We start from the raw sequence: 19,803 nt of genomic DNA on the forward strand, positions 1-19,803 counted from the left end.
TTGGAAATCCGATGTTCTATTTCTGTTCCAAGACGCTTGAGGGGGCGAGTCGATGGCAGCAAATGAACAGATTGGTGGCGGATGTCATTGCGGCGACGTTCGCTATACGATGCCGACGGCGGTAGAACATCATACTCTGTGCCACTGTACCGACTGCCGGCGCCATTCGGGCGCGCCAGCGGTGGCATGGGCGATGGCGCGCGCGGATGCCGTGGCGATCGAAGGCAAGATGGTGATTTATGCCAGCAGCGAACATGGGCGGCGCCATTTTTGCGGACGATGCGGCACCGGGCTGTTTTACACCAATGACGCGATTTTCCCGGGAATGATCGATGTCCAGACAGCCACGCTGGATAATCCCGACGCAATTGCATTGGGCGCGCAAATCCAGCTCGCCGACCGGATCGGGTGGATGGCGAGTTTGGACGGCGTCCCGGGGTTCGAGCGCTATCCGCCGATGGAGTAAGCATCGTCATTGCGAGGAGCGTGGCGACGATGCAAGCTCCCGAACGCGAGATTGCGCCATGCCGATGGCCAGAGATAGCTTCGCGGCGCTCGCTGTGGCGATGCGTTAGATTTTTCCCCGCCGCTCGTCCCACCAAGCGAGGCGTTCGGCGATGCGTTTTTCAAAGCCACGGTCGGTGGGCTTGTAGAGGGTCTGCGGGGCCAAATCTTCGGGCCAGTAGTTCTGGCCCGAAAAGCCGCCTTCGGCATCATGATCATAGGCGTAGCCCGCGCCATAGCCCAAATCCTTCATCAGCTTGGTCGGGGCATTGAGGATGTGCGCGGGCGGCGCAAGGCTGCCGGTATCCTTGGCCGATTTCCATGCAGCTTTTTGCGCGGCGTAGGCGGCGTTCGATTTGGGGGCGGTGGCGCAATAGAGGCAGGCCTGGACGATGGCGAGTTCGCCTTCGGGCGAGCCGAGAAACTGGTAAGCATCCTTGGCCGCGAGGCATTGCACCAGCGCCTGCGGATCGGCGAGGCCGATATCCTCGCTGGCGAAGCGGGTCAGGCGGCGCAGCACATAAAGCGGCTCTTCGCCCGCCACCAGCATACGCGCAAGCCAGTAGAGCGCGGCCTGCGGATCCGACCCGCGCAGCGATTTGTGGAGCGCCGAGATGAGGTTGTAGTGACCGTCGCGGTCCTTGTCATAGACCGGCATTCGGCGGTGCAGCAGCGCCGCGAGCGCAGGCGGATCGAGCGGCTCGGTCACCCCGGCGGCAAGCAAGGTTTCGACCTGACCCAGCAGGAAGCGACCGTCGCCATCGGCGCTGGTGATCAGGGCCGCGCGCGCCTCGGCAGTGAGCGGCAGCGCAGAGCCAGTCGCGGCTTCGCCCCGTTCGAGGAGCGTTGTCAGCGCAGCGTCGTCTAGCCGGTGCAGCACCAACACCTGCGTGCGGCTCAAAAGCGCGGCGTTAAGCGCGAAGCTGGGGTTCTCGGTGGTCGCCCCAACGAGCACCACCGTACCGCGTTCGACATAGGGCAGGAAACCGTCCTGCTGGGCGCGGTTGAACCGGTGGATTTCGTCCACGAAGAGCAGCGTGCGCTGGCCCGTGGCCGCGAGCCGATCGGCGTCGGCAAAGGCAGCCTTGAGGTCGGCGACGCCAGAGAAGACCGCGCTGAGCTGGACAAAGCGCAGGCTTACAGCGTCAGCGAGCAGACGCGCGATGCTGGTCTTGCCGGTGCCGGGCGGCCCCCAAAGGATGATCGAGGCCAAGGTCTGGTTGGCCACCATACGCCCGATCGCGCCATCGGGGCCGGTGAGATGGTCCTGCCCGACAACTTCGGCGAGGCCTTGCGGGCGCAGGCGTTCGGCGAGCGGGGCAGCGGTGGGGGATGGCGGGGTGGTGGGGAAGAGGTCGGTCATGGCCGCCTGTTACCGGATCGCCGCGTCCGACACCGGGCCCAGCCCGCGCTTGCGCTGTGCAATCAGGCGGAGATAATTGTCGGCGACGGTCTGGTTGATCGCGTCCCAGCTGAATTCGCGGCTGCGCGCCTCGCCCGCTGCACCGTGTGCCGCGCGCAGGGCCGGATCGGTGCAATAGGCGGCGAGCGCGTCGGCATATTGGCCGATAGCGCCGGGCGGAACGAGCTGACCCGAACGTCCATCGCTGACCAGGCTCTGGCTGCCGGTGGCCTTGGCAGCGACGACCGGCAGGCCGCACGCCATGGCTTCGAGCGTCACATTGCCAAAGGTTTCGGTGACCGACGGATTGAACAGCATGTCCATTGACGCGACGGCGCGCGCCAGATCAATTCCGCCCTGAAAGCCGACGAAGTGCGCGCCTGGCAGGCGGCTTTCGAACCAGTCGCGCGCAGGGCCTTCGCCCACTACCACCACGTCATGGTCAACGCCGCGCCGCCGCAGCAGGTCGATGGTGTCGGCAAAGACATCAAGGCCCTTTTCCATCACCAGCCGCCCGAGAAAGCCGATAACCGGGGTGGTGTCGGCGATGCCCAATTTCTGGCGCCAGGCCAGATCGCGCCGTTCGGGTCCGAAAATGCTGCGGTCGACACCGCGCGACCAGATGTCGATGTCGTAATTCATCCGCTGTTCGCGCAGCAGTTGCGCCATCGATTCGGATGGTGCGACCAGCGCGTCGCAGCGGCGGTAAAGTTTGCGCAGCCAGGCGACCATCAGCGGTTCGATGAAGGCAAGGTTGTAGTAGCGGAAATAAGTTTCAAAGCGCGTGTGCACCGATGCCAGCACCGGCAAGTTGCGCTTTGCCGCCCAGCGTTGCGCCCGGCGACTGACACGGTCGGGGCTGGAGATGTGCAGGATGTTGGGCGCAAAAGCGGTTAAATCAGCCTTCACCCGGCCCGACAAGCGCAACGGAATACGGTATTCGGGGCGATTGGGGATGGCCATTGATGGCACGCTGACAAGGTCGCCTTGTGGTTCGAAGGCCGGCTCGTCCACCGTTGGCGAATAAACGCGCACAGCCGCCCCCTGGCGCAGCAGATATTCGACCAGCCGGTTGAGCGCCTGGTTCGCGCCGTCGCGGACGTAGTTATAGTTGCCGCTAAACAGGGCGATGCGCAGGTCGCTGGTTTGCATCGGCGGGATTTAGCGAGCTTTGGCTAGGGGTGCAAATGGCACCCTATTCGACTTCGCCGCGCCCTAGCGGAGCTTCAAAGTCGACCTTGACCGGCGGGTGCAGGCGCATGCGATCAACGCGGCGGGCGTCACCTGCCAATATCTCCAGCCGCCAGCCAGCGGGGTGGGCAATGATTTCGCCCACGCCCGGCACATGTCCCGCCAACACCGCGGCAAGGCCGCCGATGGTGTCGACATCCTCTTCGGTTTCCGCAAGGACAGCAGCGATGGTTTCGGCGATATCATCGAGTTCGGCGCGGGCATCGACATCCCAGCTGCCGTCGGCGCGCTGGACCATCAGTTGTTCGGGTTCGTCGTCGTGCTCATCCTCTATCTCGCCGACGATTTCCTCCATCAGATCTTCGATGGTGACAAGGCCCTCGGTCCCCGAATATTCGTCGATAACCACGGCGAGGTGCGTGCGCTTGGCGCGCATTTCGGCCAGAAGATCAAGCGCGCCCATCGACTGCGGCACATAGAGCGGCTGGCGCATCAGTTCGGCAAGCGGAGGCGGTTCGCGCTGCTCCGCCAGGACCGAAAAGACATCTTTGATGTGGATCATGCCGATGATTTCATCGAGGCTGCCGCGATAGACCGGCAGGCGGCTGTGCCCGGCATCGGAAAAGAGCGCGACGATTTCGGCGAAGGTCGCCGTTTCGGGCAGCGCGATAATCGACGAGCGCGGAACGGCGATATCATCGACCCGCTGTTCGCCGAAATGCAAGAGGTTGCGCAGCATCTTGCGCTCGGCGGGGGCCATATCGCCGACCGAGCCTGAGGCAGCACGGGTGCCGCGATCCTCTTCGGCCTCGTCGATGACCTCTTCAATCTGTTCGCGCAGGGATGGTTCGGCGCCGCCGCCGAACAACATGCCGGTCAGTTTCTTGAACAGTCCGCTACTTCGACTGTCGCTGTCGTCGCTGCGCGATGCGCTCTGCTGGTCGTCCGGCATGGCCCCCGTGTCCCCCGCCCGGTCATTCGGGCAAATGGCTATGCGCTGCATATGGGTCGGCAAGGCCCAGCGTGGCAAGGGCTTTTGTTTCCAGCGCTTCCATCGCGTCGCCGCTGGCGTCGTCCTGATGGTCATAGCCGACAAGGTGGAGCGTGCCATGGACGATGAGGTGTGCAGCGTGATCGGCAACGCTGATCCCGCGCCCGGCGGCTTCGCGCTCGCAAGTTTCAAGCGCCAGCACAATGTCGCCGATCAATATCTCGCCGTCATCGGTGTTGGCCAGCATCGCAAAATCCGATGGTTCATATTGCGGGAAAGACAGGACGTTGGTGGGTTTGTCCTTGCCGCGATAGTCGCGATTGAGGCCCTGAACCTCGGCATCATCCGTCAGCCGTACCGACACTTCGACCAGCGGCGCGGCGTTGGCGAGGGACGCATGCGGCGTTTGGGCGAGCGCAGCGGCAACGGCGCGCCGGGCCAGACCAGCCCAGTCGGTTTGTGCGTCCCATGGTGCCGCCAAATCTGTTTCGACGCCAAGCATCACGCAGCGCCGTAGACCATGCGTTCTGCGCCTTGCAAGCCAATGACGTTGCGACACGGCGTTGGCAAAGCCCGGTCAATAGCGCTGGTGCAATCTCGATGACAAATGTATTGCACTACGATGACAAGTATCCCCCGCATCCAGCAGAATATCCTTGCCGCCAATGAACGACGACTGCTCAATTGGCTTTGCTGGCGGCTTCCGGCCTGGGTCTCGCCCGATATGATGACGGCATTGGGCTTTGCCGGAGCATTGATGGTCGGCGTCGGCTATGTACTGAGCGGGCAGCATCTGGCGTGGTTATGGCTGGCGCTATGCGGCTATCTGATCAACTGGTTTGGGGATTCACTGGACGGGAGCCTGGCGCGGTACCGTGGCATCGAGCGACCAAAATATGGATATTTCATCGACCACAGCGTCGATGCGCTGGCCATTCTTGCGATGCTGGGCGGATTGGGTCTGGGGCCGTTTGTCGAGCTGGAAGTCGCCTTGCTGGGGCTGGTCGCTTATCTGATGTTGTCGATTCACACCTATTTGTGTGCGCAGGTCATCGACGAATTTAAGCTGACCTATCTGGCTGGGGGTCCGACCGAATTGCGGCTCATGTTGATGGCGATGACTGCAGCGATGTTCTTTATCAGCCCCAACAACCGGCTGGGCACCGATCTGTCGGCATTCGATATGTTCGCGCTGGTGGTGTCGGCGATATTGGTCGCGATCTTTGTGGCGCAGACCGCCAGCACGGCAAGGACATTGGCGAAACGCGAGAGCTAGAGCATGCCCTAGTCCCGCGTCCGCGCCATCGGGTAACTGCCCAGCAGGCGCACCTCGTTGCAGTGGAAGGCAAGTTCGGCGAGCGCGCGATCGACGCGCGGATCGCCCGGCGCACCAGCAATGTCGGCATAAAATCGGGTGGCAACGAACACGCCGCCGACCTGATAGCTTTCCAGCTTGGTCATGTTGACGCCGTTGGTGGCAAAGCCGCCCAGCGCCTTGTAGAGCGCGGCGGGAATATTCTTCACCTCAAAGACAAAGGTGGTCATCATGTCCGCGCCGGGCACCGGTGCGGCGGCTTCGCGCGCGAGCACGACGAAGCGCGTCATATTGTGGTCGGCGTCCTCGATTCCCGCTTCGTGCAGCGTCAGGCCGTAAAGGTCCGCGGCCATTGGCGGGGCAATGGCGGCAAGGCCGGGCTCGTCCGAATCGGCGACCCATGCCGCCGCGCCCGCCGTGTCGCTGTGCGCGATCGGATCGATGCCGTTGGCGCGCAGCCAGTGGCGGCACTGGCCCAGCGCCTGCGGATGGCTCATCGCCTTGGTCGGGGGGGCCAAATTGCGGCTCATCAGCCCGTGGCGGATGCGCAGGAAATATTCGCCGGTGATGAACAGCCCCGATTCGGGCAGCAGGAAATGGATGTCGGCGACGCGGCCGTGCAGGCTGTTTTCGATGGGGATAATGGCGCGGTCGGCGCGCCGGTCGCGCACAGCATCGATGGCGTCTTCAAAGGCGTAGCAGGGCAGCGGCAGCGCAGCGGCATCGTATAACTGCGCCGCAAGGTGGCTGTTTGCGCCGGGCGCGCCCTGAAAGGCCAGCGCGCGGGCGGGTTCGGCCAGCGCCGCCGCCGCCATGCTGTCCACCAGTCGCTGCGCCGATGCCGAATAGCTGGCCATAATCCCATGTTCCGCCCGATTAAGAGCCTGCGCGTTAGCGGGGCGTGGATTAACGCGCAACCGCGCTTGCGCGGGGGTGGCTAGGCCTTTATGGGGGCGCGAAATTGCCTAAAGGAACACAAGCGTGAGCGACGACAATCGCATGAACACCATCGCGGGCTGGGTACTGGGCGCAGGCATTGCCGCGCTGGGCCTGTCCATTGTGACCGGCATGGCCGCCAAGAGCCATGCGCCCGAAAAGCCTGGCTTTGCGATTGTTGGTGAAGCCGCCGGTCCGGTCGAATCAGGTCCGCCGCTGGAAGCGTTGCTTGCCGCCGCCGATCTGGCGAAGGGCGAAGCGACATTTGCAAAATGTGCGACCTGTCACACGATCAATGCAGGCGGCGCCAATGGCATTGGGCCCAATTTGCACGCCAAGTTCGGCAAGCCGTTGGCCAGCAAGCCAGGGTTCAATTATTCAGCGGCGCTGAAAGAAGCAGGCGGCACATGGGATTTTGCCAGGATGGACGCCTGGCTCTCCAGCCCGCGTAAATTTGCCAATGGCACGACCATGTCGTTCGCGGGCCTTTCCGACCCGCAAGATCGCGCCAATCTGATCGCATGGATGAACACGCAGGGGTCGAACCTGCCCTTGCCTGCGGTACCGGCAGCACCGGCGGCTGATGCGGCGGCGGCGCCGGCGGATGGTGCGGCAGCGCCTGCGGCAGATGCAGCAGCACCGGCCGCTGCGCCTGATGCTGCCGCTCCGGCGGCGAAGTAAGCCTAAATCTCTTCATCCCGGGCTTGATCCGGGATGACAAGCAACGCGGCCTGTTATCCCGGATCAAGTCCGGGATGACTATAAATTGTCCGTATGGGCGGCGGGTTCGCTGCGTTAGCCCTCGACCCCGTAAAATTCGGTCACGATTGCCCACGCTTCTTCCGCGGTTTCGACAAAGCGGAAGAGATCGAGGTCGGGCGCGCTGATGACGCCTTCTTCGACCAGCGCCTCGAAATTGACGACGCGGGTCCAGAAATCCTTGCCGAACAATATGACCGGAATGGGCTTGATCTTGCCGGTCTGGATCAGCGTCAGCAGTTCGAACATTTCATCGAAGGTGCCGAAGCCCCCGGGGAAGACGCACACCGCCCGCGCGCGCAACAGGAAGTGCATTTTGCGCAGCGCGAAATAGTGGAACTGAAAGCTGAGATCGGGCGTGACGAAGCGGTTGGGCGCCTGTTCGTGCGGCAGGACGATGTTGAGCCCGACCGAATCGACGCCGACATCGTGCGCGCCGCGATTGGCCGCCTCCATGATCGACGGACCGCCGCCCGAGCAGACGACGAAGTGGCGCTTGCCATTGGCGTCGGGCGGGAAGGCGCTGGCGAGCTGCGCGAGTTTGCGCGCTTCGTTATAGTAGCGCGCCTTGGCCTTTAAGCTGCGCGCAATGTTGCGCGCGGTGTCGTCGGTGGCCGCGGCCTCGAGCGCGTCGGCAGCCTCGGGCTCCGGGATGCGTGCCGAACCGTAGATGACGAGCATCGATTCAATCTTGGCCTCGTCAAGCAGCAATTCGGGCTTGAGCAATTCAAGCTGGAAGCGCACCGGGCGCAGATCCTCGCGCAGCAGGAAGTCGGTGTCCTGGAAGGCGAGCTTATAGGCCTCGCTCTGCGTTTGCGGGGTTGAGACGTTAAATTTGGCGAATTCGCGGCTTTCCTGCGCTTTGTGGAAAGCCGAGCGGTGGGGCATTTTGTCGGTCATAAGGGTGCGCTAGCCGCGCGATGCGAAAAAGCCAAGACGGGGAGGCAAAGCACCGCAATCAGCGGCAATAGCCCTGACCGCTCATGTCAAAGTGGAAATGATTGTGATGCGCGGCATTGTAATCGGGACCAAGCACCGTGCCGAAGCGTTTGCAGGCCGAGGCGTGGAGCGCACGCAGAAATTCGCGCTCATCCTCGGCGCCCTTCCACCCGTCGAGCAGCGTGATGCGGCGGCCATCGTCGAGCACGAACGCCGCGACATCGACGGCATTGGCAGTGGCATGCTGTGACAGACGGCCCGACCGGCCGCCATAGATGTTACGGCAGCTGTATGTGCCGAAGGTTTCGATGCGAACGACCTCGCGCCCCAGAAATTTGCGCGCGGCGGGGCGGACGGCATGCTGCGCCCAGGCGGCAAAATTGCGCGCCAACGGACAGGTCATCGCACCCAAATTGCTGGTGGGTGTGCCGATGTCGAGCAGCTTCACGCTGTCCATCGCGCTGCACCCGCCGCCGAATTCCTGGTTGGCAAGCGGGGTGAAGCGCACGCCCGATTTGCCGAGGTCGGCGATGCATTGCCTGGATTCGGGCGAGGTAAAGGCGGGGACGGCGCTGGTTTGCGGCTTGGCCGCCGGACGCTGCGCTGGCCGGTCCGCACCGCCAACGCACGCCGCGAGGAGCAGCGGCGCTGCAAGCGCGAGGAGGCGGATGGCGCGGGTTGCGAACATGGTGAAGCTGAGGCTGTCAAATCATGGTTAACAGATGGTTAAGGGCGAGTCGGTAACGCGGCGAGCTGTGCAGCAATTGCTTTGCCTATCGTCGTCCCGGACTTGATCCGGGACGACGATAGGGATGGATATTATTGCGAACGATTATCAACAAGCTTGACCGCCCCGACCCCCTGCCCTATCGCCGCCGCCATGAATTCGCTCCGGTCCTTGCGTGATTCCCTGCCGCTGTTCTGGCTGCTGCTGGCGCTGCCCGGGCTGTGGCTGGCGGCGCAGTGGGCGCGCGGGGCCATTGAGCCCATCGATCTGATCGCCCCAAGTGGCGAATGGAGCGCGCGCGCGATGATTGCGGCGATGCTGATCGGGCCGCTCGCTGGCGTCATTGGCCAGCGTGGCTGGCTCCGCTGGCTGCTGGCGCGGCGGCGCGCGCTGGGGGTGGCGGCATTCGGCTATGCGGCGCTGCACCTGATATTCTACGGGCTTGATATGGGCGAGTTGGCCGCAATCATTGACGAGCTGGTGTTGCCTGCAATCTGGACCGGCTGGGCCGCGCTGGCGTTGATGTTGCCAATGGCGCTGACCAGCAACCAGACGGCGATGCGCGCGCTGAAACGCGCGTGGAAGGCCGTGCAGCGGCTAGCCTATCCGGCGGCGCTGCTGACGCTGCTCCACTGGCTGTGGGTCCATGATGGCGCGACTGTCGCGCTGGTTCATTTCGCGCCGCTGACGTTCGTCTGGCTCAGCCTCGCGGCGAAGCGGCTCTTTTCCTCGCCTCCCCTCAAACAAGCAGGAGCTTAACCCATGAAAACCCTCTCCCTCTCGCTCGCCGTGGCGCTGGCCGCCGGTATTGCCGCCGTCAGCGCGACGCCCGCCGCCGCAACCGGCAAGATTACCTGCAAGGCCGGGCCGCAGTCGGGCTGGAAAAGCATGGACGCACTGACCGCGCAGCTCACCAAGGATGGGTGGACCGTGCGCAAGGCCAAGGTCGATGGCGGCTGTTATGAAGTATATGCCACGCTGCCCACCGGCGAACGGGTCGAGGCCTATTTCCACCCGGTGACGTTCGAGAAGCTGTATGTCGAACAGCGCGGCAAGGTGCTGTTCCGCAAGGACGGGTATTGAGCGAGACCGCCCTCCCCTTCAGGGGAGGGCTTGCGAGACTTGGCAGCTTGCTGCCTAGTCGCAGCGGGTGGGGATTGTCGGTCGGACACTGCGCAAGGCCGACAGACCCCACCCCAACCCCTCCCCTGAAGGGGAGGGGCTTTATGCAACTGGTCGCGCCGTCCAAGCATGAAAAAGGGCGGAGGGAGCGAACTGCTTCCCCCGCCCTTTTTTTGTTCGTTGCCGATCAGGCGTAGGTGACGCGCACGCCCTGTGCCTTGCGGCTGCGAAGCGCGCCGCCGATCAGGCCAAAGCCGAGGATCATCATCGCCCAGGTGGCGGGTTCGGGGACGAGGCCAAAGGGAACGCCGCTGGCCGACGTAGCGCCACCTGGCTCTACCAAGCTTTGATAGCGGACGCTAAAGTCCGACAACGCAATTGATGACTGGGGTTGGCTAAAGTTCAAAGTGAACAAGCCCGCGGTCGATTGGCCATTTGTGAGACCATTGCTGCCGTTGTTGCAATTATTGGTTTGCCCAGAATCCTTGAGGCAGAATGCGATATTGGGAAGCGCATTCGGCTGATTGCCAGATGCCAAAGTGTCAAAGACACCCGAGATCCCGCTGACACTCGAAAATCCCGGATTGGCATTAAAGCCAAACACAGAAAGCCGCGACGAGACAGGTGCCACCGACGTGTTTTTCAAAATGTAGCTAAAATTGTAACTATTTCCGACAACGCTTACCAACGTCAGTGCAAGTTCAGCAGTTAAGCCAGTGATCGCCGGAGAACCATTACCGCTGAATCCGTTGAAGTTGAAAACAGCCGTGTTCGTGCCCGGTGCAGGCGTGAAGGTGGCGGTGGTCGTTCCCGGCGTCGGGCCGCTCACGACGGTCACGGCGGCGTGCGCGGAAGGAATCGCGAGCAGGAGTGCGCCAGCTGCGGCGGATTTAATCAATTTGTTCAACATTTTCTGCCCTTTGCAACACGGAGCGGCCGTTTACGACTCTGCAACCGAATGTTGCGACCCATTTGGTAAGGAATTGTTTACCTTGCTGAACAGTCAGAGTCGAATCCTCGATCGGGAATACATGTGTTATTTTGAAACATAATGGCCAAGCGGGCTGAGCGGCAGAAAAGTTCGGGTCACCCCGCCAGAACGCCGCGATCAGCCCGATTGTGATCGGCGGTAGACGCATTTCGTTTGACAAGCGCGGGGCTGCCCCTAGACGCGGCGACGGGCCACGCGGTCCCAACGCCGCGCGAGCTCTCTGCAAGGAGAGATACTAGTGACGAATATCGTGAAGCCGCAGGTGCGCCCTGCGCGCCCGTTTTTTTCCTCCGGTCCCTGCGCCAAGCCGCCGGGCTGGTCCCCTGACAAGCTAGCCACACAATCGCTCGGCCGGTCGCACCGTGCCAAGATTGGTAAGTCGCGCCTGGGCCTGGCCATCGACCTGATGCGCGACGTGCTGCAGGTGCCCGACACGCACCGCATCGGTATCGTGCCAGCGTCCGACACCGGCGCCTATGAAATGGCGATGTGGACGATGCTGGGTGCCCGGCCCGTGACCACGCTGGCGTGGGAAAGCTTTGGCGAGGGCTGGGTTACCGATGCCGCCAAGCAACTGAAGCTCGATCCCAATATCATTCGCGCCGATTATGGCGCACTGCCCGATCTGGGCGCGGTTGATTGGTCGCATGATGTGCTGTTCACCTGGAACGGCACGACGAGCGGCGTGCGCGTGCCCGATGGCGACTGGATTGCCGATGACCGCGCGGGCCTGTCGTTCAACGACGCGACCAGCGCGGTGTTCGCCTATCCGATGCCGTGGGACAAATTGGATGTCACCACCTTCAGCTGGCAGAAAGTGCTGGGCGGCGAAGGCGGACATGGGGTCATCATCCTGGGCCCACGCGCGGTCGAACGACTGGAGACGCACACCCCCGCATGGCCGCTGCCCAAGATTTTCCGCCTGATGGCGAAAGGCAAGCTGGCCGAGGGCGTATTCAAGGGCGAAACAATCAACACGCCGTCGATGCTGGCGGTCGAGGATGTGATCTTTGCGCTGGAATGGGCGAAGTCGCTCGGCGGCCTTGAGGCGCTGATGGCACGCAGCGATGCCAATGCGGCGGCGCTGGACGCGATCGTCGCCGAACGCGATTGGTTGGGGCACTTGGCGGCCGATCCGACGACACGCTCACGCACCTCGGTGTGCCTGACGGTCGAGGGGGCGGACGAAGATTATATCAAGCGCTTCGCCGCGTTGCTGGAGGCTGAAGGCGCGGCATTCGACATCGCCGGTTACCGCGATGCGCCGCCGGGCCTGCGCATCTGGTGCGGGGCGACGGTGGATACCGCCGATATCGTCGCGCTGGGCCCATGGCTCGACTGGGCGCGCGCTTCGCTCAGCTAAACCCCTACCCCGCCTGCCCTGGCTCCCGACGGGTCGCTGTCGAAGGGCCGTTCTTTCTTTCACCGTTCAAGGCAAGGACAGGGCTTCGACAAGCTCAGCCCGGACGGAAAATGAGGTAATTGAAAATGCCAAAAGTTCTCATCTCCGACAAAATGGACCCCAAAGCGGCGGCAATTTTCCGCGAACGCGGGGTCGAGGTCGACGAAATCACCGGCAAGACCAAGGACGAGTTGATCGCCATCATCGGCGATTATGATGGCCTCGCCATCCGTTCGGCCACCAAGGTGACCGCCGAGGTGCTGGCCGCCGCGACGAACCTGAAGGTCGTTGGGCGCGCCGGGATCGGCGTTGACAATGTCGACATTCCCGAGGCGTCAAAAAAAGGCGTCATCGTGATGAACACGCCGTTCGGCAACAGCATCACCACCGCCGAGCACGCCATCGCGATGATGTTCGCGCTGGCCCGCCAAATCCCCGAGGCCAATGCGCTGACCCAGGCGGGCAAATGGCCCAAGAATGACTTCATGGGGGTCGAGCTGACGTCGAAAGTGCTGGGTCTGATCGGGTGCGGCAACATCGGCAGCATCGTCGCCGAGCGCGCTATCGGCCTCAAAATGAAGGTCATCGCGTATGACCCCTTCCTGACGCCCGATCGCGCCGTCGAACTGGGCGTCGAGAAGGTCGATCTCGACGCGCTGCTCGCGCGCGCCGATTTCATCACGCTGCACACGCCGTTGACCGAGCAGACGCGCAATGTGCTGTCGGCGGCGAACATTGCCAAATGCAAAAAGGGCGTGCGCATCATCAACTGTGCGCGCGGCGGATTGGTGGACGAGGACGCGCTGAAGGCGGCGCTCGACAGCGGCCATGTCGCAGGCGCGGCGCTGGATGTGTTTGCGACCGAACCTCCGGCGGCTGACCACCCCTTATTTGGCACGCCCAATTTCATCTGCACGCCGCACCTTGGCGCATCTACCGACGAAGCGCAGGTCAATGTCGCCATACAGGTCGCCGAGCAGATTTCGGACTATCTGCTGACCGGCGGAATCACCAACGCGCTCAATGTGCCCAGCCTGTCGGCGGAAGAGGCGCCCAAGCTGAAACCCTATATGGCGCTGGCCGAACAGCTGGGCAGCCTGGTGGGCCAGCTGGCGCACGACAATTTGACCAATATTTCGATCGAGGTCGAAGGCGCGGCCGCCGAGCTGAACATGAAGCCGATTACTGCCGCCGTGCTTGCCGGGCTGATGCGGCAATATTCGGACGCGGTGAACATGGTCAACGCGCCGCACATGGCGCGCGATCGCGGGCTGGATGTGCGCGAGGTGCGTCACGATGTGCGCGGCGATTACCAGACGCTGCTGCGCGTCACGGTGGCAACGTCGAAGGGCAATCGTTCGGTTGCCGGTACCTTGTTCAGCAATGGCGCGCCGCGGCTGGTCGAGCTGTTCGGTATCAAGGTGGAGGCCGATCTGGACGGCCATATGTTGTATATAGTGAACGAAGATGCGCCGGGCTTTATCGGGCGGCTGGGCACACGGCTGGGCGAAGCGGGGATCAACATCGGCACCTTCCACCTGGGCCGCCGTACTGCGGGCGGCGAGGCGGTACTATTGCTGTCGGTTGATGAGCCGCTGCCGGAGCCGTTGCTGTGGGAGCTGTGCAACGTCCCTGGCGTAAAGACCGTCAAGGCGCTGCGGTTTTAGCTTTGTCCCCTCCCCTTTGGGGGAGGGGCTTATCAGGCCGCCAGACAGTCGCTAAGTCCCGCAATATGACCAACCCTCTCTCCCTCCTGCCCGAAGGTCTGCGCGACCGGTTGCCGCCGCAGGCGGAGGCCGCGTCGCGGGTGACGCGCGCGATGATCGATGCGCTGCGCAGCCATGGCTATGCGCGGGTATCGCCGCCGCTGGCGGAGTATCGCGAGACGCTAAGCGGTGGTGACGGCGCAGAAAGTGGCCAAGATTTGTTGCGCTTCACCGACCCAGTATCGCAGCGCACGCTGGCGTTCCGGCCCGACATCACGCGGCAGGTGGGGCGGATTGCCGCAACGCTGTTGGCCGGGACACCGCGCCCCCTCCGGCTCTGCTATGCCGGGCAGGTCGTCAAGCTGCGCGCCAGTCAGTTACGCCCGGCGCGCGAGATGCTGCAGATCGGTGCCGAGCTGGTCGGCAGCGAAAGCGTGGCAGCTGCGGCCGAAATTGTGGCGATCGCCATCGACGCACTCGAGGCAGCGGGGATCGGGCCGGTGACGGTCGATTTTACCTTGCCCGACGCGCTCGAGCGGCTGGCCGGGCCGAACATTGACCGGGACCGGCTGTCAGCGATTGCGACGGCGCTGGACGGCAAGGATGCGGGCGCGCTGACGGCGCTGGATGCCGCCGAGTGGTTGCCGCTCCTCGCCGCTACCGGCAATTTTGCGAGTGCCCTGACGGCACTTGGCGCGTTCGATACGCGCGGCGTGTTGGCCGACCAGATTGCGGCACTCGAAACCATCGCCGCGCGCATTGATGGGCGCGCCCGATTAATGCTGGATCCGACCGAACGGCATGGCTTTGCCTATCAAAGCTGGTTCGGCTTTTCGCTGTTTGTGCCGGGACAAGGTGATGCCATCGGACGCGGCGGTACCTATCGCATCGACGGCAGCGGCGAGCCTGCGGTGGGATTCTCGCTTTATCCCGATCCGCTAATCGATACCGGGCTGGGTGCGGAAACCGGAGCAGCGCGGCGGGTGTTTCTGCCGCTGGGATATGATGCGGCAGCAGCGGCAAAGTTGCGCGCCGAGGGGTGGGAAACGGTGGCCGCCTTGTCCGATACCGATAATGCGGCGGAGCTGGGCTGTTCGCATGTGTTGGGTGCTGATGGACCTGTTCCCCTGTAGCATCGCCCCTGCAAAGGCCGGGGTCGCTCGAAACAATGTGCAACGTCGCCAGAGGCCCCTGCCTGCGCAAGGGCGATGAAGATTGTTTACCCCACCACCGCCCGCACCAACGCATCAACCTCGGCCTGCGCTGGATAGTCGGTTTTGCCGAAATCGCGGTTGGCAGTCATATGATTGCCCGCGATGCCCTTGACGCTGGCCTGGGCCCCGCCGCGGGTTAACGTCGCAGCCAGAGCGTTTGATTGTGCGCGCGCGTCGTCGCGGCTGTTGACATAAATCATCAACCAGCGCGGCGCATCGCGGCCTCCGGCATGGGTGATGGGAGACAGCGCCTTTTGCCGTTCGGGATCGGAACCGAAAGCCGGAATGTAGGTGCGCTTGGCCATGAACGGCGCAGCCTTAATCTGTGCGGGCACGTCGTAGCAGGCGCCGTCGATTGGGATGACCGCCTTGATCGCGGTAAAGGCGTCGCCCGCATATTGGGGGTCGCTCGCCACCAATGCCGCCAGGTGCGCGCCCGCGCTGTGGCCCATGAGGATGATGCGGTTTGGATCATAGCCGTGCTTGGCCGCTTCGGCGCGCGCCTTGCGGATCGCCGCGCCGACGTCTGCGGCCTGCGTTTCCACGGGCGCTTCGGGCAGATAGCGATAGCCGATGGAGCCGAACCACAAGCCCATACGGCTGGCCCAGGCGGGTTTTTCCGCGACCTGTTTGTGGCTGCCCATCGCCCAGCCGCCGCCGTGGACATAAAGAACGAGGGGTTGGCCTTTGCCACCGCTGGCGGGGCGATAGAGATCGACGCGCTGTTTGTCAGCGCTGCCATAGCTGAGCGTCGCATCGACTTTGGCGCTGCCCATTGTTTGGCCCATGCGCCGTTCGACCAGACGTTCGCGCATTCCTTCGCGGCCGTCGCGGTCGCGCAACCGTTCGCGCTCCTGCGCCGCCGCTGTGCCCAGTGTCAAAGCCGTCAGCGATACCAGCAACACCCATTTGCGCATCGATTGTCCTCCAGCGCGCGGCCCCGATTCGGGGCTCTTGTGTCGCCAAGGAGTGAACTCGCTTTGTCGCAACGCTTTGCCGCCACGCGCGGCAATTGTCGCAGAATGTCGCATCCTATCGGACGGCGGCAGCACGGACGATAGCATCCACCTCTGCCAGGGCCGGGTAATCCGATGCTCCGAATGTGCGGATCAGGCCCATATGATCGCCCGGCACAGCTTTTGTCACGACATTCAGTTTGGCCTGTTCCAGCGCCGCGCCCAGCAGCACCGCTTGCGCCGCCGCGCCGCCGCGCCCGCGGACATGGATGAGCAGCCAGCGGGGCACATCGCCAGGACCCGCTTGCAACGCTGGCGATAGCGCGGCCTACCGCTTGGCATCGGCGCCAAAGGCATTGCGGAACAGGCGCATCACCTCGCCCTGCCCGCTCGCCAGTTGGACCGGCACATGAAAGGCGCTGCCATCAACAGTGATGACGGCGCGGATCGCGCTAAAGGCTGTTCCGGCATAACGCGGGTCGGTCGCGACGAGCGCCGCAAGGTGCGCGCCCGAGCTGTGGCCCATCAGGATGATGCGGTCCGCGGCATAGCCGTGGCTGCGCGCCTCGCCCTGCGCCTTGCGGATGGCGGCGCCGATATCGGCGGCCTGCGTTTCCACGGGGGCCTGCGGCAAATAGCGATAGCCCACCGAGCCGAACCAGATGTTGGTCCGGTTCGCCCAGTCGGGCAGGCCATAGACCGATTTGTGGCTGCCCGCCGCCCAGCCGCCGCCATGGACATAGAGCACAAGCGGCCGGCCGCGCCCGCCGCGAACTGGGCGATAGAGGGTTATCTGCTGGCGGGCGGCAGGGCCATAGCTTAGCGTGGCCGAAGGCGCAGGGGCCGTTTCCTGATAGCCCGTGGGGGCTGGTGCGGCAGGCGCGCCTCGCGATGCGGCTGGACCGGCGGCCAGCGCGAACAACATCAAGGCGAGCAATCGCATTATCATGGCTCGGCAATAGCATGGCATTGCTGGATGCCGACAGCCCCCTTGCCCTTGCTCCGCAATCCGCTAAAGCCGCGCGCGGCCCGATGAGGCCAGCGCAAGCAGGACAATATGATGGCGAATGTCGCGGTGATCGGTGCCCAATGGGGTGACGAGGGCAAGGGCAAGATTGTCGACTGGCTGGCCAGCCGCGCCGATGCGGTGGTGCGCTTTCAGGGCGGCCACAATGCCGGGCATACGCTGGTGGTGGGCGAGCAGGTGTATAAGCTGTCGCTGCTGCCGTCGGGGATCGTCACCGGCACGCTGTCGATCATCGGCAATGGCGTGGTGCTGGACCCATGGCACCTGCGCGACGAAGTCGCCAAGCTGCGGGGTCAGGGCGTCGAGATTACGCCGGAGAATTTTGCCATTGCCGACAATTGCGCATTGATCCTGCCCATTCACCGCGACCTGGACGCGCTGCGCGAAACCGCGGCCGGCGCGGGCAAGATTGGCACCACGGGGCGCGGCATAGGCCCCGCCTATGAGGATAAGGTCGGGCGCCGCGCGCTGCGCGTGTGCGATCTGGCGCACCTCGACCAGCTTGATGCCCAGCTCGACCGGCTGACCGCGCATCATGACGCGCTGCGCGCCGGGTTCGGCCAGCCGCCGATTGATCGCGCGGCGCTGGTCGCCGAGCTCGCCGAAATTGCCGATTTCGTCCTGCAATTCGCCCAGCCGGTGTGGAAACGGCTGAAAAAGGTGCGCAAGGCGGGCGCACGGATATTGTTCGAGGGCGCGCAGGGCGTGCTGCTCGACATTGACCATGGCACTTATCCGTTCGTGACCAGCAGCAACACGGTGAGCGGCACAGCGGCCAGCGGGTCAGGCCTTGGCCCGGGCGCGGTGGGCTTTGTGCTGGGCATTGCCAAGGCCTATACGACGCGGGTGGGCAGCGGCCCCTTTCCCACCGAGCTGGCTGATGACACGGGCGAGCGACTGGGCCAGCGCGGGCATGAATTCGGCACGGTGACGGGGCGCAAACGGCGCTGCGGCTGGTTCGACGCGGTGCTGGTGCGCCAGGCGTGCGCGGTGGCGGGCGTGACGGGCATTGCGCTGACCAAATTGGATGTGCTCGACGGGTTCGAGACGATCCGCATCTGCACCGGATACCGGCTGCGCGGCAAAGTGCTCGATTACTTCCCCGCGCACGCCGCCGATCAGGCCGCCGTCGAGCCGATTTACGAGGAAATGGCGGGCTGGCAGGAAACGACCGCGGGCGCGCGCAGCTATGCCGACCTGCCGGCGCAGGCGATTAAATATATCCAGCGCGTGCAGGAACTGATCGAAACGCCGATTGCGCTGGTGTCGACCAGTCCGGAACGCGAGGATACGATTTTGATCCGCGATCCGTTCAGCGATTAACCCGTCTTCAGCTCCGCATTCAGCCGCAAGCTGGCACGCCAGAAGAAATAGGCGGGGATGAAGCCCAGCCAGGCCGCGCCGAACAGCACCCAGCGCACGCTTTCGGTGCCCGCCATCGGGGTGAACAGGTCGGACAATGCGCCGAAGATGAAGGGGCCAAGACCGAGGCCGATGAGGTTCTGGCCGAACAGCATCACCGACGCGGCGACGGCGCGCAATTCCTTGCGCACCAGCCCCTGTACGCAGGCGTAGGCGGGGCCATAATAGGCCGCGTTGAGGATGGTCGGCACGAGGATGAGCAAGCCCGCCACCCACCAGATTGGCGCGCCATAGCCGAGGAACTGGATCGGCGCGGCGACCGCCATACCGATGGCGGGCAGCGTCAGGATATGGCGCCGGTTGACCTGGCCAAAACGGTCCGCTGCCCAGCCGCCGAGCCAGGTGCCGAACACGCCGGCGAGACCGAGCGAGGCGGCCCCGATCAGCCCGACCTCGGTCGTCGACATGCCGTGGCTGCGAATGAACAGCGACAGCGTCCACAGGCCTTTGCCATAGGACAGGAAGGCCGCGAACGAGGCCGCGACGAGCAGCAGCACATAGGCACGCGACCGGAAGATTTCGGCCACCGCCTGACGGACCGGTACCTGCGGCGGACCGGCAGGGGCAGCGTCGCCGCGCACCAACCCCAGACGGCGCGGCTCGCGCATGAGCAGCGGCAGGAGCAACGCTAGCAAAATGCCGGGCACGCCGACCAACATCAGCGCATAGCGCCAGCCCCAGATGTCGTTGACCACCCCTCCAATCACCAGCCCTAGCAGCGTGCCGATGGGTACCCCCATGCCATAAAAGGCAATCGCCGAGGCCCGCTTTTCGGGCGCAACCGCGTCGCTGATCAGGCTGTGCGCGGCGGGGGTGCAGCCTGCCTCCCCCACGCCCACGCCGATGCGCGCCAAGGCCATTTGCCAGAAATTCTGGGCAAAGCCGCACAGCACCGTCATGCCCGACCAGACCGCCAGCGAGACCGAAATCAGCGAAACCCGGTTGGTGCTGCCGCGATCGGCATAGCGCGCGATGGGGATGCCCAGCACGGCGTAGAACACCGCAAAGGCTGGCCCTGCGAGCAGGCCGAGCTGCGTGTCGCTAAGCTGCAAATCCGCCTTGATCGGTTCGGCAAGGATGTTGAGTATCTGGCGGTCGAGGAAGTTCAATATATAAACCAGCAACAGCACCCACATCATCGTGCGGACCTGCGCCGGGGCCAGCCCGCCACCTGCTGTCTGCGTTGTCATCATCATCTC

Annotated in this window: 21 protein-coding genes; 9 read left to right on the forward strand and 12 right to left on the reverse strand. The window is 63.9% G+C overall.

The window, feature by feature from the left end; all coding sequences use genetic code 11:
* Positions 1 to 52: 52 nt before the first annotated feature.
* Positions 53 to 466 (forward strand): GFA family protein, encoded by a 414-nt coding sequence (locus AC2TC0_RS12345; protein WP_484717822.1) that lies wholly within the window; start codon positions 53 to 55, stop codon positions 464 to 466.
* 105 nt (positions 467 to 571) lie between these two features.
* Here AC2TC0_RS12345 and AC2TC0_RS12350 read toward each other — a convergent pair whose 3' ends face one another.
* Genes AC2TC0_RS12350 through ybeY form a run of 4 tightly spaced genes read right to left on the reverse strand, consistent with a single transcriptional unit; the run spans position 572 to position 4,590 of the window.
* A complete protein-coding gene (locus tag AC2TC0_RS12350; protein WP_484717823.1) occupies positions 572 to 1,867 on the reverse strand; it encodes a replication-associated recombination protein A in 1,296 nt (431 codons plus the stop codon).
* A gap of 9 nt (positions 1,868 to 1,876) precedes the next feature.
* A complete protein-coding gene (locus AC2TC0_RS12355) occupies positions 1,877 to 3,058 on the reverse strand; it encodes a glycosyltransferase family 4 protein (RefSeq protein WP_484717824.1) in 1,182 nt (393 codons plus the stop codon).
* Between the two features lie 43 nt (positions 3,059 to 3,101).
* On the reverse strand, positions 3,102 to 4,049 hold the full coding sequence (locus AC2TC0_RS12360; protein WP_484717825.1) for a hemolysin family protein: 948 nt from the start codon (positions 4,047 to 4,049) through the stop codon (positions 3,102 to 3,104).
* A 22-nt stretch (positions 4,050 to 4,071) separates the two neighbouring features.
* A complete protein-coding gene (gene ybeY / locus AC2TC0_RS12365; RefSeq protein WP_484718126.1) occupies positions 4,072 to 4,590 on the reverse strand; it encodes an rRNA maturation RNase YbeY in 519 nt (172 codons plus the stop codon).
* 120 nt (positions 4,591 to 4,710) lie between these two features.
* Between ybeY and AC2TC0_RS12370 the strand changes: the two genes are divergently transcribed.
* Positions 4,711 to 5,364 carry a CDP-alcohol phosphatidyltransferase family protein gene (locus AC2TC0_RS12370; protein ID WP_484717826.1) on the forward strand — a complete coding sequence of 218 codons (654 nt, stop codon included), beginning with the start codon at positions 4,711 to 4,713 and terminating at the stop codon, positions 5,362 to 5,364.
* A gap of 8 nt (positions 5,365 to 5,372) precedes the next feature.
* Here the strand turns inward: AC2TC0_RS12370 and AC2TC0_RS12375 are convergent, their stop codons facing one another.
* Positions 5,373 to 6,260 carry a prephenate dehydratase gene (locus AC2TC0_RS12375; protein WP_484717827.1) on the reverse strand — a complete coding sequence of 296 codons (888 nt, stop codon included), beginning with the start codon at positions 6,258 to 6,260 and terminating at the stop codon, positions 5,373 to 5,375.
* Positions 6,261 to 6,402: 142 nt separating this feature from the next.
* Between AC2TC0_RS12375 and AC2TC0_RS12380 the strand changes: the two genes are divergently transcribed.
* A complete protein-coding gene (locus tag AC2TC0_RS12380) occupies positions 6,403 to 7,020 on the forward strand; it encodes a c-type cytochrome (protein WP_484718127.1) in 618 nt (205 codons plus the stop codon).
* 114 nt (positions 7,021 to 7,134) lie between these two features.
* Here AC2TC0_RS12380 and AC2TC0_RS12385 read toward each other — a convergent pair whose 3' ends face one another.
* The gene (locus AC2TC0_RS12385) at positions 7,135 to 7,998 is read right to left on the reverse strand and encodes an LOG family protein (RefSeq protein WP_484717828.1); all 864 of its coding nucleotides are present in this window, start codon (positions 7,996 to 7,998) and stop codon (positions 7,135 to 7,137) included.
* 58 nt (positions 7,999 to 8,056) lie between these two features.
* A complete protein-coding gene (locus AC2TC0_RS12390) occupies positions 8,057 to 8,725 on the reverse strand; it encodes an extensin family protein (RefSeq protein WP_484717829.1) in 669 nt (222 codons plus the stop codon).
* A gap of 192 nt (positions 8,726 to 8,917) precedes the next feature.
* On the opposite strand from AC2TC0_RS12390, the gene AC2TC0_RS12395 reads away from it, so the two are divergent.
* Positions 8,918 to 9,523: a ferric reductase-like transmembrane domain-containing protein gene (locus tag AC2TC0_RS12395; RefSeq protein WP_484717830.1), complete on the forward strand. Its 606-nt coding sequence runs from the start codon at positions 8,918 to 8,920 to the stop codon at positions 9,521 to 9,523.
* Positions 9,524 to 9,526: 3 nt separating this feature from the next.
* The gene (locus tag AC2TC0_RS12400; RefSeq protein WP_484717831.1) at positions 9,527 to 9,847 is read left to right on the forward strand and encodes a PepSY domain-containing protein; all 321 of its coding nucleotides are present in this window, start codon (positions 9,527 to 9,529) and stop codon (positions 9,845 to 9,847) included.
* Between the two features lie 226 nt (positions 9,848 to 10,073).
* Here the strand turns inward: AC2TC0_RS12400 and AC2TC0_RS12405 are convergent, their stop codons facing one another.
* The gene (locus AC2TC0_RS12405) at positions 10,074 to 10,796 is read right to left on the reverse strand and encodes a cistern family PEP-CTERM protein (protein ID WP_484717832.1); all 723 of its coding nucleotides are present in this window, start codon (positions 10,794 to 10,796) and stop codon (positions 10,074 to 10,076) included.
* A gap of 319 nt (positions 10,797 to 11,115) precedes the next feature.
* Here AC2TC0_RS12405 and AC2TC0_RS12410 point away from each other — a divergent pair, with 319 nt between their 5' ends.
* The 3 genes from AC2TC0_RS12410 (at position 11,116) to AC2TC0_RS12420 (ending at position 15,118) form a co-directional block, all read left to right on the forward strand.
* On the forward strand, positions 11,116 to 12,240 hold the full coding sequence (locus AC2TC0_RS12410; RefSeq protein ID WP_484717833.1) for a phosphoserine transaminase: 1,125 nt from the start codon (positions 11,116 to 11,118) through the stop codon (positions 12,238 to 12,240).
* A 125-nt stretch (positions 12,241 to 12,365) separates the two neighbouring features.
* Positions 12,366 to 13,946 (forward strand): phosphoglycerate dehydrogenase, encoded by a 1,581-nt coding sequence (serA, locus tag AC2TC0_RS12415; protein ID WP_484717834.1) that lies wholly within the window; start codon positions 12,366 to 12,368, stop codon positions 13,944 to 13,946.
* A gap of 65 nt (positions 13,947 to 14,011) precedes the next feature.
* A complete protein-coding gene (locus AC2TC0_RS12420) occupies positions 14,012 to 15,118 on the forward strand; it encodes an ATP phosphoribosyltransferase regulatory subunit (RefSeq protein WP_484717835.1) in 1,107 nt (368 codons plus the stop codon).
* 86 nt (positions 15,119 to 15,204) lie between these two features.
* Here AC2TC0_RS12420 and AC2TC0_RS12425 read toward each other — a convergent pair whose 3' ends face one another.
* The 3 genes from AC2TC0_RS12425 to AC2TC0_RS12435 all read right to left on the reverse strand — a co-directional run bounded on the left by AC2TC0_RS12425 (position 15,205) and on the right by AC2TC0_RS12435 (position 17,098).
* Positions 15,205 to 16,116: an alpha/beta hydrolase gene (locus AC2TC0_RS12425; RefSeq protein WP_484717836.1), complete on the reverse strand. Its 912-nt coding sequence runs from the start codon at positions 16,114 to 16,116 to the stop codon at positions 15,205 to 15,207.
* A 115-nt stretch (positions 16,117 to 16,231) separates the two neighbouring features.
* Positions 16,232 to 16,444, reverse strand: a complete 213-nt coding sequence (locus AC2TC0_RS12430) for a hypothetical protein (RefSeq protein ID WP_484717837.1) — start codon at positions 16,442 to 16,444, stop codon at positions 16,232 to 16,234.
* Positions 16,445 to 16,483: 39 nt separating this feature from the next.
* Positions 16,484 to 17,098, reverse strand: coding sequence for an alpha/beta hydrolase (locus AC2TC0_RS12435; protein ID WP_484717838.1), 615 nt, complete (start codon positions 17,096 to 17,098; stop codon positions 16,484 to 16,486).
* Positions 17,099 to 17,215: 117 nt separating this feature from the next.
* On the opposite strand from AC2TC0_RS12435, the gene AC2TC0_RS12440 reads away from it, so the two are divergent.
* Positions 17,216 to 18,505, forward strand: a complete 1,290-nt coding sequence (locus AC2TC0_RS12440) for an adenylosuccinate synthase (RefSeq protein WP_484718128.1) — start codon at positions 17,216 to 17,218, stop codon at positions 18,503 to 18,505.
* Here the strand turns inward: AC2TC0_RS12440 and AC2TC0_RS12445 are convergent.
* On the reverse strand, positions 18,502 to 19,797 hold the full coding sequence (locus tag AC2TC0_RS12445) for a spinster family MFS transporter (RefSeq protein WP_484718129.1): 1,296 nt from the start codon (positions 19,795 to 19,797) through the stop codon (positions 18,502 to 18,504). The two genes, AC2TC0_RS12440 and AC2TC0_RS12445, sit on opposite strands and share 4 nt — an antisense overlap.
* Positions 19,798 to 19,803: the final 6 nt, after the last annotated feature.

The sequence above is a fragment of the Sphingopyxis sp. sgz302558 genome (assembly GCF_057220455.1).